A 15,035-nucleotide genomic window follows, 5' to 3' on the forward strand; every position below is an offset into this window, starting at 1 on the left:
GATTAGCGCTCGAGACGAAAAATTGAAGTAACCTCGTTGTCTCCACTCAAGCCTTGGTTGGAAATATAGGCTAGATGCAGTGAGGCATGGTTTTGGTTGTTGACCGTATTTTTAAAGTTCAGAATTAAGCCGGCGCCTACGACGTAGCAAATAGCGGTAAGTGGAAAGACGATCATTTCTCCGTCTTCACGAAGACTGCTCAAGCTACCTGACCATTCGCTTGTGCCTACGATGAAGCCCGGTAGGAATACTGTGAATTCCACGGTGGGTTGTGTAGTGGTGACTTCGTTATGGGTGATGGCAGTCCAGTTTGCTGGTGCCCAATATTTATTTTCATGCCAACCACTGTCGACCCTGGTTATACCAAAGGATCGCGCTTCTTCTGCGGTTATTAACCTTGGTCCGTAATGCTCATCGTGCCAGGCTTTAAGTTCGTCTTGCAGAGACGGGAATGTAGGAAGTTTTTTTTCATGATCCAGAACGACTTCGGGATGAACCTCTCCATCGTTTTTACGATTGCCGAATATGCTCCTTGCTGCCCACAGTTCGATAGGGGTATGGAGGTGTTCATACGACTTGGCGTGAAGGTATAAGCCTCCAGCGATGATCACTGCTCCCAAGAGTACAAGTGCTGCTGCGCCCCATCCGGCAAAGGGTACAACTGATGTTACTCCCGCAATCGCGAGTCCGCCCTCCAATACTAAAACGGAGCCTGCCGCGACAGCGCTTCCGCCATAAAGTGTCAAATCAGATGCTTCAGTGTTGCCGTGTCGTTTTTGTCTTTTTGATTTTTGAAAGTCTGAAGCGAATCCTAGAAAAATTGCTGGGTAACCGGATAATCGTGCAAACAGATTGCTCCCCAAAAACTTGATTACGCCGTTACCAAACGCCATCCCCGGCGCCGTCGAACTCAATCTCAGCATCACCGCCTTCTGCGTTGCGCGTACGCTAACCAATGTCGCCGCAGCCGCACCGATCACCCCGAAAATCGATGCCGCAAACCCCAAGGTGTATTCCGGCGCATTGCTTTTCTGCAGGCTGTTATAAGCCGTCTTCAGCGAGATCACGTTGAACCACAGCATTCCGGCGTTCAGACCACCGCCTCCGCCCGACGTAAGCAACCCGAGCAAGTTGGGTTTAACCCTCGCAGTGGTGGTCAGCTCAACCGCCACCGTCCGATTGCCCGAAATACGCAGCCGCTTCATTTCCTCAACCTGCGCCATGCCGCTCTTCAAATACCGCTCCACCTCCTGGCTGAACGGGTTTTCCCGGATGGCCTGGTCGGTGATCTGGTAACGCGCCGCCAACAGCCCCAGCGCTTTCTCGGCATTGGCCTCACGCGCCGCCAGCAGTACTTGCTGACGCAGGGTATGGCTGGCATCCCAGCGGGTCTGGCCACGCAGGCGTTTGAGCACCACGGCGTTGACGGACTGGGCCGTGAGATCGGTGATGTCGGCAATGGCCGGAAAACGCCCGGCCAGCCCTTCGATGACATTGTCGCTGCCACCCAGCACACTGCCGGCCGCATCGGCTTTGTCCTTGAAGGGGTTGAACGGCGCCAGGGCGGTGTAGAGCGGGCTGTCGTGCTGGTCCAGCCACTGTTCCAGGCGTTTGAAGCGCCGATCTTGGTCTTCGGTACCGGGTGCCGGCTGGCCCATCGGGTAAATCAGCAGGGCCAGGGCGATTTCCAGGCCACGGGCCGAGATGCGTTCGTTGCGGTCATAGCACGCCAGTGCGGCGGCCAGGCTGTAGGGGTCATCGATATGCGCAGCTTCGGCCGTGGCCAGCCACGCGTCGTGATCATGACTGGCTTGCAGGGCAAGGTTGCGCAGGCCTGCAATACGCTGTTCCAGCTCATCACGTTCGGCGAGGAACTGCAGGTATTTGTCGGTATCGATGCGCAGCGCCAAACGCGCACCGTTCGGGGAATAGTCCTCGTGAGTGAGGGCCCGATAACGTGCCTCGGCCGGGGGGAGAGGGCGTCCTGTGCGGGTGGACTGCAGCCTTGTCTCGACCACTTCGGTAGTGGGCATATCCGCTGGATACATCGTCTCCAGGGTTTTGTTCAGCAACAGGGCGACCAGGTTGCGATGGTGAAAATCACGGCTCTGCTGGCTGAGCCGTTCGGCATCGAGCTGGTAGCACGCCGGTACGCCTGCCTGCTCGGAGCCTTGTGCAGGTTTGGTGTGTTCCAGTTGCTCGGCGGGCATCAGGTCGTGCAGTTGGTGCTGGTAGGCCGAGACCGACAGGCTCAGGTCCAGGGCCACGCCTTCAGCATCCGCCAGCGCCACCACCACCGGTACTTTCGGCTGGGTGCTGGGATAGTCCCGGGCAATGGCGTTGAGCCTACCGACGGACAAGGTGGTTGTGGACGCGTGGCTGCTCCAGGTCAGGGACATACGCCGGCTTGTCGGTTTGTAGTCTTCGACCCAGTTTTGCAGCGCACTGAGCGGCAGTACATGGGGCTGGGTGGAGGGGGCTGGGTTGCCGGCAATCAGCTCGGCCATGTCCAGCTGGCGCATATGCCGTTTGCGCAGGGCTGCTGAAGCGGTGATGCGGGCAGTCGTGGCGTTGGTCCACAGGTGCGGGCTGTAGCCAATCCACACTTCCTTGGCGGTGTCCGGGCGGGTGTCGGCCCATACCCAGCCCATGCTCTGGCTGGACAGGTAGCGTTCGCGCAAGTGGTAGCCTTCCAGGCCCTGGTAGCGCAGCTCCTGGTAGCGTCCTTCGCCGTCGTACTCATGAATGACCAGTTTTTCGCCCTGAGAACCTTTCATGAACACGTAGATGTAGCCTGGGCGCAGTGCGCGCAGGGTGTAGGACGAGTGCTGCAGCGGGGCGAAGCCTTGTTCCAGGTTGAAGCCTGCGCCTGCGTAGCGACAGGCAGGGGCATCGCCCGTACGCGGCACGATTGCATAGCGCACTGGCAGGATGGGCACGCGTGGGCTGCAGGCGGGCCCGGAGGTGGCGCTGCCGACGGCGGGGCTAGTCATGGGGGGATTCCTTGATTTGGACCAGTGCGTGCAGCTCGCGAAGACGGGCCTGGGGCGACTCGTTGAGGTTGGTGTAGATCTTCGTAGCCTGGTCACTGCTCATCAGCCACATGTGCCCGGCCATCAGCCGAATGAACTGACCTGCGGTTTCCTCGTCGCGAAAGTTGAGTGACTTCAGCTGCGGCAACAGGGCTTCAATCCATTTCCTAATGGCGGCTAACGTTTGGGCGGCATGGGGTGGCATGGCCAAGACTTCGTGCGCCAGCGTGAGGATGAAGTGCTCGCGTATACCTGCGTGCAGCCGGTCCAGTTCATGTACGCGAAGGCGCAGCGGTGCTTGCGATATCAGGCGGGCAGTAGTCGGGGTGCGTTCGTGTGTTTTCCATTCATGGGCCGGCCCCCAGTTGACTCGCCAGGCCAGTGACGACACAGGCCCAAGCCAGGTGGCGCGATGATCGCCGTCCAATGCATCGAGCCAGGCTGCAAGATGATCCGGCTTGAAGTAAAAATTGGCTGCTCCCTGATCCGGGAGCGTGACCTGAGTAAGGCTGGTGAAGTGGTCCGCTAGCACTGCGAGGCAAGCTTCGCTATCCAGTGCTATGGCCCCTCCAACGGGCATCCAGGTGGTGATTGCATGGGCAAGCAGTTCGGGCGCTTCTGAAACGTCGACCAGCAAAGGGCCAAATTCGTGGCGGTCGTCCAGCGCGCTGCGCTTCCATAGCCATGCATGTTGAGTATTTCGGCTGACGTTATGGATGAGGTCGAGTACTGATGGAGCATAGGCCGGCACCAATTCGCCTTCTTGCGGTATGGGCCGGTAGGCCCAGTACTCGAGCTCGCAAGTCATGAGCAGCAAAAAGCGATAAGGATGTCCGAGAGATTCGCCGGACAGATGCGAGGGTGTTGTATTCATTGGACTGGCCCTTTGATACAGCGGCAGTCGGGCAACGGGCAGGTGCCATCGGGGCGCCGCCCGCATAGGCGGTCCAGAGGTTTGCCAGTGATGGGTGCGCTGCTGATGGAAAAGGGGTTGGTGCTACCGCTTGGAGATTGGAGCAGGACGCCGTTGATGTGTAGGTTCGGGCTGTCCAGGGTGATGCCCGTGTCATCAATCCGGATGGAGCCTCCAGGCCCTTGGATGATCACAGCTTCCGCTGTTCGAAGGTCGTAGCGTCGGGTGCGCCTGCGGATTTCCAGTCCCGCCTCCAGCTCTGCATGGCCCTCGACCTGCTGCTCAAGATTGCCGCCGACGCTGATGTGGTGATTGGCTGTGATCTGGTCGTGGCGATGATTGCCGACGGCCTCTATGCGGTCTTTGGCGATGTTTATTTTCTGATTTCGGCCTATATCGACAAACGTATCCTGGCCAATCCGGACCCGCTCATCATTGCCCACCGTTTGGCTGCGGTCATGCCCAATACTGAGCGTCTCGTCATGATCGACCTGTTCACTGCGGTTGTTGCCGACAAAGGTGGTTTCGTTGTGCTTGACGACGTTGTTCTGGTCCTTCTCGGCATGGATGAACACCTCTTGCCGACCCAACTCATCCTCGAAACGCAACTCATTGAAACCATCCCCCTTATGAGTCTGACTTTTAATGGTCATACGGGTCTTGTGATCGGGCAGGTCATACGGCGGCAACTGGTTACCGCAATAGGTGCGCCCGGTGATCATCGGCTGGTCGGGGTCGCCGTTGACGTACTGGATGATCACGTCCTGGCCGATCCGCGGGATGGCCATCGAGCCCCAGCTGCCACCTGCCCAGCCTTGGGATACCCGGACCCAGCAGGAGCTGAACTCGTTGTTGTTGCTCTCCCGGTCCCAGGGAAAGCTGACCTTGACCCGGCCCCATTCGTCGCAATAGATCTCCTCACCGGACGGCCCGACCACGGTAGCCATGTGAGGACCGTCGACGCGGGGCTTTTTGAGCGGAGCAGGGCGCCACTCGGTTCTGCCGGGTACCAGCTGAGCGGTTTGCTCGTAGTGCGTGCTCTGGTCGAGGCCAGCGGCTTCTTCCTGCAGACTGGTGAACTGGCTGCCCTTGTGAACCACGCTGTTCACGCGCCAATGCGCATTCAGATCATCACGTGGGTGGCCTGTGAGCGTGAAGCTGAGCCCAGGCTGCAGCCTGACGTCATCGCCCTGAACTTCTGCAATGCGCACATCATGACGCAGGGCAGTGATCCGGTTTTCGGTAAACGGTTTGCCCACGACATCGCGTTTGTAGCGGCCGGGATAGTCGAAGCGCTCGTACTCGGTGGACTGGTGTTCCAGGAAAGGGCCGTAAGCACGGTGTTCCTGGCGATACGCCGGGTGAGTGAAGGTGTAGTCGCGCTGGACCTGTCGCGAGGTTCGGACCTGCTCGCTGTAGCGCAAGCGCCTTAGGCAAGGCCTGGCTTGATCGCCGCCACTGTTGGATTGATACAGGACGGTGTTGGGATCGATAACGTCCTCGCCATCGAAGAGGTCATCGTTGTCGGTCTTGAGCGCGTCATGGCTGATCAACCCAAGGGATTGCAGTTGATCCGTGATGATCAACTTATGCAGTTTTTCACTGTGCTCGAAGCGATAGACGAAGCCCTCTTCAGCCGCCAATCGGGCGATGAAGTCGAGGTCGGTCTCGCCCGCCTGCACGCAGAATTCGCGCACCTGGTGGTCCAGGCTTGCGCGAAGCTCGTATTGATCGATGCCCTGACGCTGAAGCATCAGTTCAATAATCTGCGGGACGGTCTTTTGCTGAAAGATGCGCCAGTTCGAGCGCAGTCCGGCGCGGGCCAGGATGGGCTCGACCAAGGCGTGGTAGTAGGTACGGTAAAAGCCGCTTTCACCCTGGCTGAATCGGCTGACCAGCCCATGCACGTGGCGCAGCGGACCATTGTCATCCCAGATCGTGAATACGATGGGTTTATCCAGCAGTTGGCCGAAATCGATGTCGGGCTCGAAGCTGATCAATTCCAGCTCAAGGGTGAAAGGCGCGCTGATTTCTTCCTTGAGTTCAAACGAGACCACTTCAAACTCGGCATTGCCAGCGAGTGACTCAAAGGTGTATCGCAAATCAGATTGGCTGGGCATGAAAAGTCCTTCCGCCGTCCGAGAGTTCAAACGCCCCCGGCAGGGCCTGCCTGCCAGGGATGTTCAGCCGGGTTAGACGACGGGTTTACGCCAGTCGTCGGAGCCTTCGGTGCCAGCGGTGACGTGTGTCCAGGTGATCTTGCGGTACGACATCGAGACCTCGATCAACTGGGTGAAGTCAGCGTTCTCCTTGTTCTGTGCATGAGGCAAGGTGGTGTTGATGTCGACGATGGTGGCGTCCTCCAGCTTGGTGGTGAAGAAGTGCTCCTGCTTGCCCTCTACCGAAGTGCGGTACCAGTTGACTTCAACGGTCGGCAGCATTTCGCCGCTGGACAGGGCCTGATACATCAGCGGTGTCGCCTTGTTCAGGGCGCTGGTGAAGATGAAGGGTTTGTGGACCCGTTGGCCTGCAGGTTGGCCACTTTGCGGGTCGGTAGGTACGGTCACCTGGTGCTTGATCTCTTGCACCAGAATCTCGTCTTCGTGGCCCTCGACAAACACGTTGCCGACCGAATCGGAGGTGAAGGCGCCCGCGGTGATGTTGCCTTGGGTCTGGCCTTCGATCTTGATGTAAGCGGGTGTTGGCATGGCAGTTTCTCCTGCGTCCATGTGGATAAGCACGCGCATGAGCGGCAGCGTGGCCATCGGAATCGATGGACTTTTTCAACGCGGCAAACGCCGCGTCAATTCGTTGAATACGGTTGTGCCGACTGCCGGCTGTTCATTGCTGCAAGATGCCGTTGAGCGACTGCAGCACCTCGCTGGTGATCAGGTGCAGGCGGTAGCTGTAGATGCCGTAGGCGGTGGCCATGGCGATGGCGGAAATCACCAATGGGCTCCACCAGGGCCACTGCCGATTCATGCGGAAGTTGCGCGGGGCAACGTTGGTGTAGGGGTCACAGACCGTTGTCGGCGTGGGCCCTCGTAGTTCACGGATGATTCCGTGGAGTTGGTGAATGAGGGTGTTCAGCGTTTCTTCGCCTTTGGGCGCGAGGGCGTACTTGCCTTTGAGTCCCAGGCACAGGGTGAAGTACATGAACTCCAGCACGTCCTTGTAGCGCTGGGGCTCTTGCATCAGGCGCGAGATAACGGTGAAGATCTTTTCGCCGCCGAACGTTTCGCTGTGGAAAATGCTGAGCAGGGGCTCTTGGCTCCAGTAACTGGTCTGCCCCCAGGGCCTCTCCATCACGGCTTCATCGATGAACAGGCAAAGGCCGTACGAATACGCCAGAAGTTGCGTGGTCTCGTAGCCATGCTGACGCATCTCTTGCTGGATGTTTTCAATCTGGTTGCGTACCTGTTGGTGCACTTCCTTGATGTTGGGCAGCGCATCGATTGTGCGTAGACGCATGACCAGGCCAAGCAGTGGTGTGGCTGCGTCCAGCATCAGGTTGTCGTAGCCGCCCCGTAGCTGAAAGTCGGGATCGGCGGGGTAGCCCTTGTAAACAGGGGTGGGCTTTGGTGTGGTTGCCTCGCAGGCCACGGCGTCAGTGGGTAAAGACTTTCCAAGCATCGATGGCAACTGCTCAGCTTGAGCTGATTCGGTTTCATTGCGTGCGAGGTGGTTCTCTTGCATCTCACTCACTCCTGATCGCCCAGAACTGCAACTCAAGCCCGGGGAACTCCCCCGCGATATGAATCCCGAAACCGTTGGCCGTTTTCATGCAGACCCAGGCCGGGTCGCGGCGGTCGAGCTCGAAGTAGCTGAACCCTGCATGGAAGGGCAGATCGCGAGGGACCACAGGCAGCGGATGTAGCGCAATGCCGGGCAACTGCTTATGCACCAGGTCATTCAAGGTCTCCAGGGATGTGACCTTGGCTTTCTGCAGGAACAGCCGGCGCAATGTTGGCGGCGGCAGGTCCGCGCGCACGGCAAGAATGAAGTCCGCGTCATCGATCAGGCGGCGGTCTTCGAGCGTTGTCGTCATCACACCGTAATCCAGCGCGTCCAGCGGCAGCGAGATGGCCCGCGGTTGCAGGACCGTACCCAGGGCGCGGCGTAAGGTGTCCTGCAGTGGCTTGAATGACGTGCGCAGAGCCGTGTGCTGATAGGCAGGGAATTCCGGAGGCAGCCGGCTTTCGTCGGTGAAGGTTACGAACTCGCCACAGGCCTGGCTCATATGCAGGTACAACTGCTCGGGGTGTGTCTGCCCCTGCCTGGCCAAGTGCTGGAAGCACGGCCACCAGCGGTTCATGGCCTGCAGCAGGTTGAAGTCGCGGATGTCGGCAATACCGGACTGGCCCGATGCGCCTATCCGGCTAGCCAGGTTGCGCGAGCGCTCGCGCAGGGTATTGGTGATCTCCTCGAGGTAACGCTGGAGTGCCGGCACCGCCCGTACCGAGACGCTGGTCGGGTAGAACCCTTCATCCAGTTGCAGGCTGCCATCGGGCCGGCGCTCCAGAATGCGTGCCATGGCAAGGCGGGTGTAGGCGCTGCTGTCATCGGCCTTGCGTTTGAGCTGAAGGTTGGGCACTGCCAGATCGACCTGCGCCAAGTCGCCGTCGGCGCTATGGGTGTCCTTGATTTCCTGAGCCTGTGCGCTGTAGCGGAAGTTGGCGGCATTGTCGGGCCAGCTCACCTCTCGGCCACCCTCGGTGCGCAGTGGCAGGCAGAGATAGATCTCGCTGTCTTTCGCGCCGTTGTCCTCGATTTCCAGCGGCGGCGGCGGTGGCAGATCTGCCGGGATATCGAACACCGTGCCGTCCGGCATGATGCCGCGTGCGCGGGTGATGGCGATCTTTCCCAGGCTCAAGTATTCGTCGTTCAGTTGCAGCTCGCTGAATCCATAGAAGGCTGCGTTCAGGCTGCCAAGGCGTTGATGCAGGGCCGCTTCAGCGGCACGGCCAGCCTGCTGGAAATGCTGCGGTTTGACGAACAGGCCTTCAGGCCACAGGACGGGATTACGTGAACTCATGAGCGCTCCATGTCAGCGTGAGTAAGTGAGAAGGGCAGGGTTGCAGGCGCCATCAGTCCTCCTCCTTGAGCAGGATCTGCGTGTCGTTGAGCAAGACCGACAAGATGATGTGTTGGCCGCGCGGTGGAATGCGCAGTACCTGGCTCCAGGTCGCGTTTTCCTGGTGGCGGTAGTCGGCGATCACCGCGATGAACCGGGTCTCGGCCTCGATAGCGGCAAACGGAATGAACTTGAATTGCCCGGGGCGTAGCAGGTAGTCGTCATCACGAATGTAGGTGCTGCGCAGCACCTTGGCGGGGTCCTTGTCCAACAGCTCATAGATGCTGTTGCGCAGCAGCGAGTCGTCGCGTAGTTGCAGGATCTTGATGGCCATTGGGGTGGCGGCCGGCTCGGGGGCCACTGTGGTTGTACGCGGTAAGGTCAGCACCACATTCGATTCTTCGTAGTGGCCCGGCGTACTTTCCTCCAAGGGAGAACGAGCCGGCTCATCGGCCTCGTCCTCTGGCAGTTCGACGGGCGAGATGGCCGGGAATTGCTCGTGAAGAAACTCGAGCAGGGTCCCGACTTTCTCGGTCAGGGCATAGGGATCGCCCGCGCTCAAGCTGACCGCGTAGGGGCTGGGTTCCAGGCTGCTTTCTTGCTCAGTCGCTGCTTGCAGGCTGTTGGGGTTGCTGTTAAGCGCGGGGCTGGCGTTGATGCTGAACGCGATTTCGGTGGGCTGATCCTTGGTCGCGCCGACGGGTATCGAGGGGTCCATCGCCACTTGGCTCATTTTGCTCAGGGCGGTGCAGCCCGAGGCCCCGATCAGTGTTGCCAGAAGGCCGGCCATGAGTGAATGACGCGTCATGAGCGTTCTCCTGAGATCAGTCGATCCAGCGGGTTCTCTTGCACTGGCCGCGTCACTGCTTCCAGGGCAGCCAAGGGATCGTTGCCCATGCCCGGATCGAAGACCGAGCAGATCTCAGCGACGACTGGGGCAGCCGTGGGCCTGTGCAGCCAACGCTGCGCGGGTGCATCCAGGATGAGTCGGTCGAGCACCCGCAAGTCAGTGGTTAACAACTCTTCCAGCGAACGGGCATCAGCTTGTGAAAGCTGAACCAACAGTCGATAAGCGCCAACACGTAGCCGGTCACCCTCGAGCAAACGCCTGGCCGATAGCGGCCCCAGGCTATCGAGGTTGTCGTTCAGGTAGGTGCGCTCGCAGCGGTCGATCACGCAGAAGCCGCCTTCGATCCAGCGGATCTCGCAATGGATCGGCGCCACGCCCTGCTCACGATCATTGATCAGCCACGTGGTTCCCGCGCTGCCGACGGTGCCACCTGCACGATCGAATTCGTGCCGGGCGGTGACGTTGTGCTGCAACTGGTCGAGGTTGGTGATGCTCAAGATCAATGTGCTCATGAGCGCCCCCGGAACCGCACGACGGGGCTGATCTGGCCGTGGTGGTCATCGACGAAGCTGGTCCAGCCCAATTGGGCGCCACGGCTGGGGTGCAGGCAGAAGGGCGACAGCGCGTGCTGCTTCAGCCGCAGCTCCAGGTCGTAGGCCAAGCCGTCGCGCAGCAGGAAGTCGATCAGGGCACGCAAGCGGTTGAAGTTGATGCCGCTGGGCAACAGGTCACGCAGCTGTGCCTGGTCGAGCTCGCTGATCACGATGGTGAACTTGCTGCTGCGAGTCCGCGTGCGGCTGCCGACCATGAAGGAGTTGCCCAGCTCACCATTGCTGCGGCCAAGGCTTACCTGTTGCAGGATTGTCGTAGGTACCAAGCGGGTTTCGAACTCGCGAATCTGCACCTGCTTCAGGTCGAAGCAGTGCGCGATGATGCCGGCGACGGTGCCCGGTGCGCGGCTGCGGCTGGCGATGACGCCGGCGAAACTGAGCAGCCGGCTCCAGGGCAACGCCGTGTCGCCGCGCAGCTGTTTGTCATTCAACCCGAGCAGGGCAAAGATGTACTGGGAGAATCCATCGCTGGCACCCGGCTGGAAACGAATGTAGTAGCGGTACTTGCGCCAGATGCGGTGTAGCAGGCTGAGCAGGTAGTGATTGAAGAAGTCGAAGAACGCCGGGCGCACGCCGATACCCTGTGCATGCTCGTATGCCACCTGCTCCAGATAATAGGAGGGCAAAGGCGAATCAGTGCCGTGCAGACCCATGAACGTGGTGCACACGCGATAGCGATCTTGTGCCTCGGGCATGCGTTCGGCCTTGCAGATGTCCGAAACGGGGAAGCTCAGGCGCGGGTCGCTGCCAAGCCGCACGCGCAGGCGGGCTTCTTCGCTGGGCCAACGGGGTTCAAGATCGTCTCCGTGAAGCCCGTGAAGGCGCTCGAGCAACTGGTAGAAGTTGTACCGGTGCGCGCCCGCGAGCAACTTGTCGGCTAGATCAGCGGTTGCTTGCCGGTCTGGATGGGCCATGTGTAGTGCTCGTTGTTGGTGATGTTGATCACTTCCAGCTGATGGAAGGAATTGATGCTGGAGTACAAGGCGAAGAAGTGCGCGAGCACACAGCCGAACAGGTACAGGTCGCCTTCGCAGAGGAATGCTGCCTGGTCGAGCTTCAGTTGCGTGCGCAGGCCGCGAATGGGCTGCCCTTTGATCAGCCAATCCAGAGGCGCCGTTTGGATATCCCGGATGCCGTCGAGGCGTTTGCGGGTGGTGCGTGTCTGCTGGATGTCGTGCAAGGCCGCGAAGTCATAAGCGCGAATAACCGCCTTCAATGGCTCGGCTGAGAGCAGCGACAAGTAGTTGAGCGACATGTTGGATATCAAGGCCCATTGCAACTGGCCGTCCAGCACCGGCCGATAGGGGCGGGTCGGTGCACAGATATTGGTGTAGGTGGTCAGCGGCGGGGTGACTTCGCAGAGCACATTGATGTCATCGATGCCCAGAGCCAGGGGCAGATCGCGGTTGGTGCAGGTCAGGTCGATGGACGCCGTTTCCAGCTCACCGATATAGGTATTGGCGTCGGCACGCACGAAGGCGATGCGATGCGTGACGCCATCACCCCGCAGTGAGTCTTCGAGGGTGTAGCGGTAATACAGCGCCGTGCGCCCTTGAATATGCTCGATCTCATGGGCGAACGATTCGAAGGGGCGGAAGGTTCGCAGGTATTTACCAGGACTTCCGTCGCTTGTCGTACGGGTGCTGATCACCTGATCGACACTGAAGATTTCGTAGGCGTGGCGTTCGGCGCCTTTGGGTGTGAGCTCGACCTGGGCGGCCTCGTTGGAGAGGTCAATGGGCTCGGCGCTGTGCTTGAACAGGTTTACCGCAGGGGCGCAGAACAAGTTGAAATCCGCTTTGCCAATGCGCAGCGAGTCCGGTAGTTGACGGGTGAAGTGGAAATCCAGACCCACTTGCTGAGTCGTCTGACCAGGCCAGATCTTCTCCAGGCCCGTCAGGGCGAAGAAGTGAAAGCGCTCAGGAAAAATGAAGTATTCCTGCAGGATCCGGTAACCGTCGAAGACGTTCTGCGGATAAGGCAACAACGCGTCGTCCGGGCTGAAACCTGGGAAGACGATGCTGCTGGCCGGCAGCCTGAGGGCCTGATCATTGATGGTCACGCTGACATGGCTGAGATAGTGAGCGATCCATAGGTACAGTGTGCGCGCTGTTTGGGTGGTACCGCTCAGGTGAAAGTCGAGGCTGGTGCATTCGAGCGTGTTCAATGGGCGCTCGACCAAGGTGTGTAGGTCGATGCGAACCACTGAACTGTCGAGCGTTTGGGTTGAGGCCACCGCGTCGATCTCGAACGGGTGAATGTCCACGGTGGTACAGGTGCGGAACTCACAGGGAATTCCGTCGACAGGCTTGGAGAGCAGGCGTGCCCCCCTTGGCACGCGTTGCGACTGGCTGAGCGCCTGTTTGCACGGTGTGAACTGGATGATCGTGGCGCTCGGCAGCGGGCGAAGGTAGTTGGGCCACAGCAGTTGCAACATGGGGTGCGTCAGCTCTGGGAGGTCGTCCTCCAACTTGAGGCGCAGCTTCGCCGTCAGAAAGGCGAAGGCTTCCATCAAGCGCTCCACATCGGGGTCGCTACCCCTCTTGCCCAGCAGCCGGGCAAGTTGTGGATTGTCCTGGGCGAAGTCGTCCCCAAGTTCATGGAGATAGCGTAACTCTTCGCTGAATCGATCTTTGAGCGACATCGATTACCTCACTCGGGTATGGCGGTTATGGCCGTTGACCAGCAGCTCCAGTTGCAACTGCTCCGTGTGGTTATTCACCTGCACTTGGCAGTCCAGCCTGAATTGCAGCTCCTGAGGGGCGTGACAAGCGGGCACGGCTTTGAGTGAACGTACCTGCACGCGAGGCTCGAAACGCTGGATGGTGCGGCGTATGTCGGCGCTCACTTGTTTAAGGAGGTCGCCACTGCTCACGTCATGCCCGTTGAAATCGCGCAGGCCCAGTTCAGGGCTGCTCTGTGAGCAACCCTGTCGAGCGTTGAGCAACGTTTCCAAGTGGCGCTTGATGGCGGCGAACTTGTGGGATGCGTTCTCTTGCCTGGACGGCGCCCGGATCACGGACTGATCGGCAACCAAACGGTCGAAAAATCCGCTCATTGGGTGTCGAGCCGGCCTACCAGGGAGATCTCGAAGTTCGCGCCCATGTATTTGAAGTGCGGGCGCACTGCGAGCGAAACCTGATACCAACCCGGATCGCCGGCAACGTCTGAAACCTCGACCTTCGCAGCACGTAGGGGACGGCGGCTGCGGACGTCGGCCGAGGGATTTTCCTGGTCGGCGACGTACTGCCTGATCCATTTGTTCAGCTCGGACTCAAGGTTGCGGCGCTCCTTCCAGCTGCCGATCTGCTCGCGTTGCAGCACCTTGATGTAATGGGCCAGCCGGTTGACGATGAACAGGTAAGGCAGCTGTGTGCCCAGCTTGTAGTTGGTTTGAGCCTGCAAACCTTCCGGGGTCTTGGGGAAGTTCTTCGGTTTCTGTACCGAATTGGCTGAGAAGAACGCGGCGTTGTCGCTGTCCTTGCGCATGGTCAGCGCGATGAAGCCTTCTTCGGCCAGCTCGAATTCCTTGCGGTCGGAAATCAGCACCTCGGTTGGGATCTTCGCTTGCAACTGCCCAAGCGCCTCGTAGAGATGCACAGGCAGATCCTCCACGGCGCCACCGGACTGCGGGCCGATGATGTTCGGGCACCAGCGGTAGCGGGCAAAGCTGTCGTTGATGCAGCTGGCCAGCAGGAAGGCGGAATTGCCCCACAGGTAATTGTCGTGTCGCCCGTCGATATGTTCTTCGTAGTTGAAGCTTTTGATCGGCTGTTCCTGGGGGTGGTAGGCCGAGCGAAGCATGAAGCGTGGCCCGGTCAGCGCTGTGTGGCGGGCATCTTCGCTTTCGCGGAAGGCGCGCCATTTGGCATGTCGCGGCCCTGCGAAAATGTCTTTGATTTCCTTCAGGTTTGGCAGCTCTTCAAAGCTGCTCAGGTTGAAGAAATCGGGGGAGGGGGCGGCCAGGAACGGGGCATGCGACATGGCGCCGACAGAGGCCATGTAGCTCAGTAACTTTATGTCTGTCGAAGAGGGGCCGAAGTTGTAGTTCCCCAGCATGGCCGCCACCGGCTCACCACCGAACTGCCCATAGCCTGCGGTGTAAACGTGTTTGTACATACCGCTGCAGGTGATATCGGCGGCATTGTCGAAATCGTCGAGCAAGTCTTCTTTGCTGACATGCAGGACTTCAAGCTTGATGTTCTCGCGGAAGTCCGTGCGGTCCACCAGAAGTTTGAGGCTGCGCCACGAGGACTCGAGTGCCTGGAATTCCGGCTGATGAAGAATGGCATCCATTTGCTTGCTGAGCACTCGATCCAGCTCTGCAATCATCTGGTCGACGCGATGTTTATTGATTAGTTGATCTGGATCACCAGTTTTGAGTATTTCTGCAATAAAGGCCGATACGCCTTGACGAGCGACTTGATAGCCCTCTTGAGCGGGAACTAGCTTTGTTTGCGCCATGATCTGATCGAGCAGAGTGGCATGGCTCAATGTCTCGCCAGATAGTTCAGCGGCGAGGGAGGTGCTGGTTGGCTTTGGCATGGGGACGCTC

The 15,035-nt window shown here is 59.4% G+C and carries 12 protein-coding genes; all 12 read right to left on the reverse strand.

Going from position 1 to position 15,035, the window contains the following annotated elements:
• Nucleotides 1–2 precede the first annotated feature (2 nt).
• Entirely contained in the window at nt 3–2,993 is a 2,991-nt protein-coding gene (locus VUG52_RS10085) for a T6SS effector BTH_I2691 family protein (protein ID WP_220690008.1), read from the reverse strand.
• Nucleotides 2,986–3,906, reverse strand: coding sequence for a DUF4123 domain-containing protein (locus VUG52_RS10090; RefSeq protein WP_050705288.1), 921 nt, complete (start codon nt 3,904–3,906; stop codon nt 2,986–2,988). The genes VUG52_RS10085 and VUG52_RS10090 overlap by 8 nt, the downstream gene beginning before the upstream one ends.
• Complete coding sequence (locus VUG52_RS10095; RefSeq protein WP_050705289.1) at nt 3,903–6,065, reverse strand: type VI secretion system Vgr family protein; 2,163 nt, start codon at nt 6,063–6,065, stop codon at nt 3,903–3,905. The genes VUG52_RS10090 and VUG52_RS10095 overlap by 4 nt, the downstream gene beginning before the upstream one ends.
• 72 nt (nt 6,066–6,137) lie before the next feature.
• Nucleotides 6,138–6,653 carry an Hcp family type VI secretion system effector gene (locus VUG52_RS10100; RefSeq protein ID WP_050705290.1) on the reverse strand — a complete coding sequence of 172 codons (516 nt, stop codon included), beginning with the start codon at nt 6,651–6,653 and terminating at the stop codon, nt 6,138–6,140.
• A gap of 133 nt (nt 6,654–6,786) precedes the next feature.
• Entirely contained in the window at nt 6,787–7,578 is a 792-nt protein-coding gene (gene icmH / locus VUG52_RS10105; protein ID WP_371263138.1) for a type IVB secretion system protein IcmH/DotU, read from the reverse strand.
• A 64-nt stretch (nt 7,579–7,642) separates the two neighbouring features.
• Nucleotides 7,643–8,980 (reverse strand): type VI secretion system baseplate subunit TssK, encoded by a 1,338-nt coding sequence (gene tssK / locus VUG52_RS10110; protein WP_050705292.1) that lies wholly within the window; start codon nt 8,978–8,980, stop codon nt 7,643–7,645.
• A 52-nt stretch (nt 8,981–9,032) separates the two neighbouring features.
• A complete protein-coding gene (tssJ, locus tag VUG52_RS10115) occupies nt 9,033–9,827 on the reverse strand; it encodes a type VI secretion system lipoprotein TssJ (protein WP_331832803.1) in 795 nt (264 codons plus the stop codon).
• Nucleotides 9,824–10,381, reverse strand: a complete 558-nt coding sequence (locus VUG52_RS10120) for an FHA domain-containing protein (protein WP_050705294.1) — start codon at nt 10,379–10,381, stop codon at nt 9,824–9,826. The genes tssJ and VUG52_RS10120 overlap by 4 nt, the downstream gene beginning before the upstream one ends.
• The gene (gene tssG / locus VUG52_RS10125; RefSeq protein WP_050705295.1) at nt 10,378–11,394 is read right to left on the reverse strand and encodes a type VI secretion system baseplate subunit TssG; all 1,017 of its coding nucleotides are present in this window, start codon (nt 11,392–11,394) and stop codon (nt 10,378–10,380) included. The genes VUG52_RS10120 and tssG overlap by 4 nt, the downstream gene beginning before the upstream one ends.
• On the reverse strand, nt 11,358–13,124 hold the full coding sequence (gene tssF, locus VUG52_RS10130; protein ID WP_050705296.1) for a type VI secretion system baseplate subunit TssF: 1,767 nt from the start codon (nt 13,122–13,124) through the stop codon (nt 11,358–11,360). The genes tssG and tssF overlap by 37 nt, the downstream gene beginning before the upstream one ends.
• Nucleotides 13,125–13,127: 3 nt before the next feature.
• The gene (tssE, locus tag VUG52_RS10135; RefSeq protein ID WP_050705297.1) at nt 13,128–13,538 is read right to left on the reverse strand and encodes a type VI secretion system baseplate subunit TssE; all 411 of its coding nucleotides are present in this window, start codon (nt 13,536–13,538) and stop codon (nt 13,128–13,130) included.
• Nucleotides 13,535–15,025 (reverse strand): type VI secretion system contractile sheath large subunit, encoded by a 1,491-nt coding sequence (tssC, locus tag VUG52_RS10140; protein WP_050705298.1) that lies wholly within the window; start codon nt 15,023–15,025, stop codon nt 13,535–13,537. The genes tssE and tssC overlap by 4 nt, the downstream gene beginning before the upstream one ends.
• Nucleotides 15,026–15,035: the final 10 nt, after the last annotated feature.

Source organism: Pseudomonas sp. LH21 (assembly GCF_036549575.1).
Classification (GTDB): Bacteria; Pseudomonadota; Gammaproteobacteria; order Pseudomonadales; family Pseudomonadaceae; genus Aquipseudomonas; species Aquipseudomonas peradeniyensis.

Bases quoted from the DNA above. Each gene is read 5' to 3' on its own strand.
- VUG52_RS10085 (WP_220690008.1), bottom strand. From the start codon at position 2,993: ATGACTAGCCCCGCCGTCGGCAGCGCCACCTCCGGGCCCGCCTGCAGC.
- VUG52_RS10090 (WP_050705288.1), bottom strand. From the start codon at position 3,906: ATGAATACAACACCCTCGCATCTGTCCGGCGAATCTCTCGGACATCCT.
- VUG52_RS10095 (WP_050705289.1), bottom strand. From the start codon at position 6,065: ATGCCCAGCCAATCTGATTTGCGATACACCTTTGAGTCACTCGCTGGC.
- VUG52_RS10100 (WP_050705290.1), bottom strand. From the start codon at position 6,653: ATGCCAACACCCGCTTACATCAAGATCGAAGGCCAGACCCAAGGCAAC.
- icmH (WP_371263138.1), bottom strand. From the start codon at position 7,578: ATGCTTGGAAAGTCTTTACCCACTGACGCCGTGGCCTGCGAGGCAACC.
- tssK (WP_050705292.1), bottom strand. From the start codon at position 8,980: ATGAGTTCACGTAATCCCGTCCTGTGGCCTGAAGGCCTGTTCGTCAAA.
- tssJ (WP_331832803.1), bottom strand. From the start codon at position 9,827: ATGACGCGTCATTCACTCATGGCCGGCCTTCTGGCAACACTGATCGGG.
- VUG52_RS10120 (WP_050705294.1), bottom strand. From the start codon at position 10,381: ATGAGCACATTGATCTTGAGCATCACCAACCTCGACCAGTTGCAGCAC.
- tssG (WP_050705295.1), bottom strand. From the start codon at position 11,394: ATGGCCCATCCAGACCGGCAAGCAACCGCTGATCTAGCCGACAAGTTG.
- tssF (WP_050705296.1), bottom strand. From the start codon at position 13,124: ATGTCGCTCAAAGATCGATTCAGCGAAGAGTTACGCTATCTCCATGAA.
- tssE (WP_050705297.1), bottom strand. From the start codon at position 13,538: ATGAGCGGATTTTTCGACCGTTTGGTTGCCGATCAGTCCGTGATCCGG.
- tssC (WP_050705298.1), bottom strand. From the start codon at position 15,025: ATGCCAAAGCCAACCAGCACCTCCCTCGCCGCTGAACTATCTGGCGAG.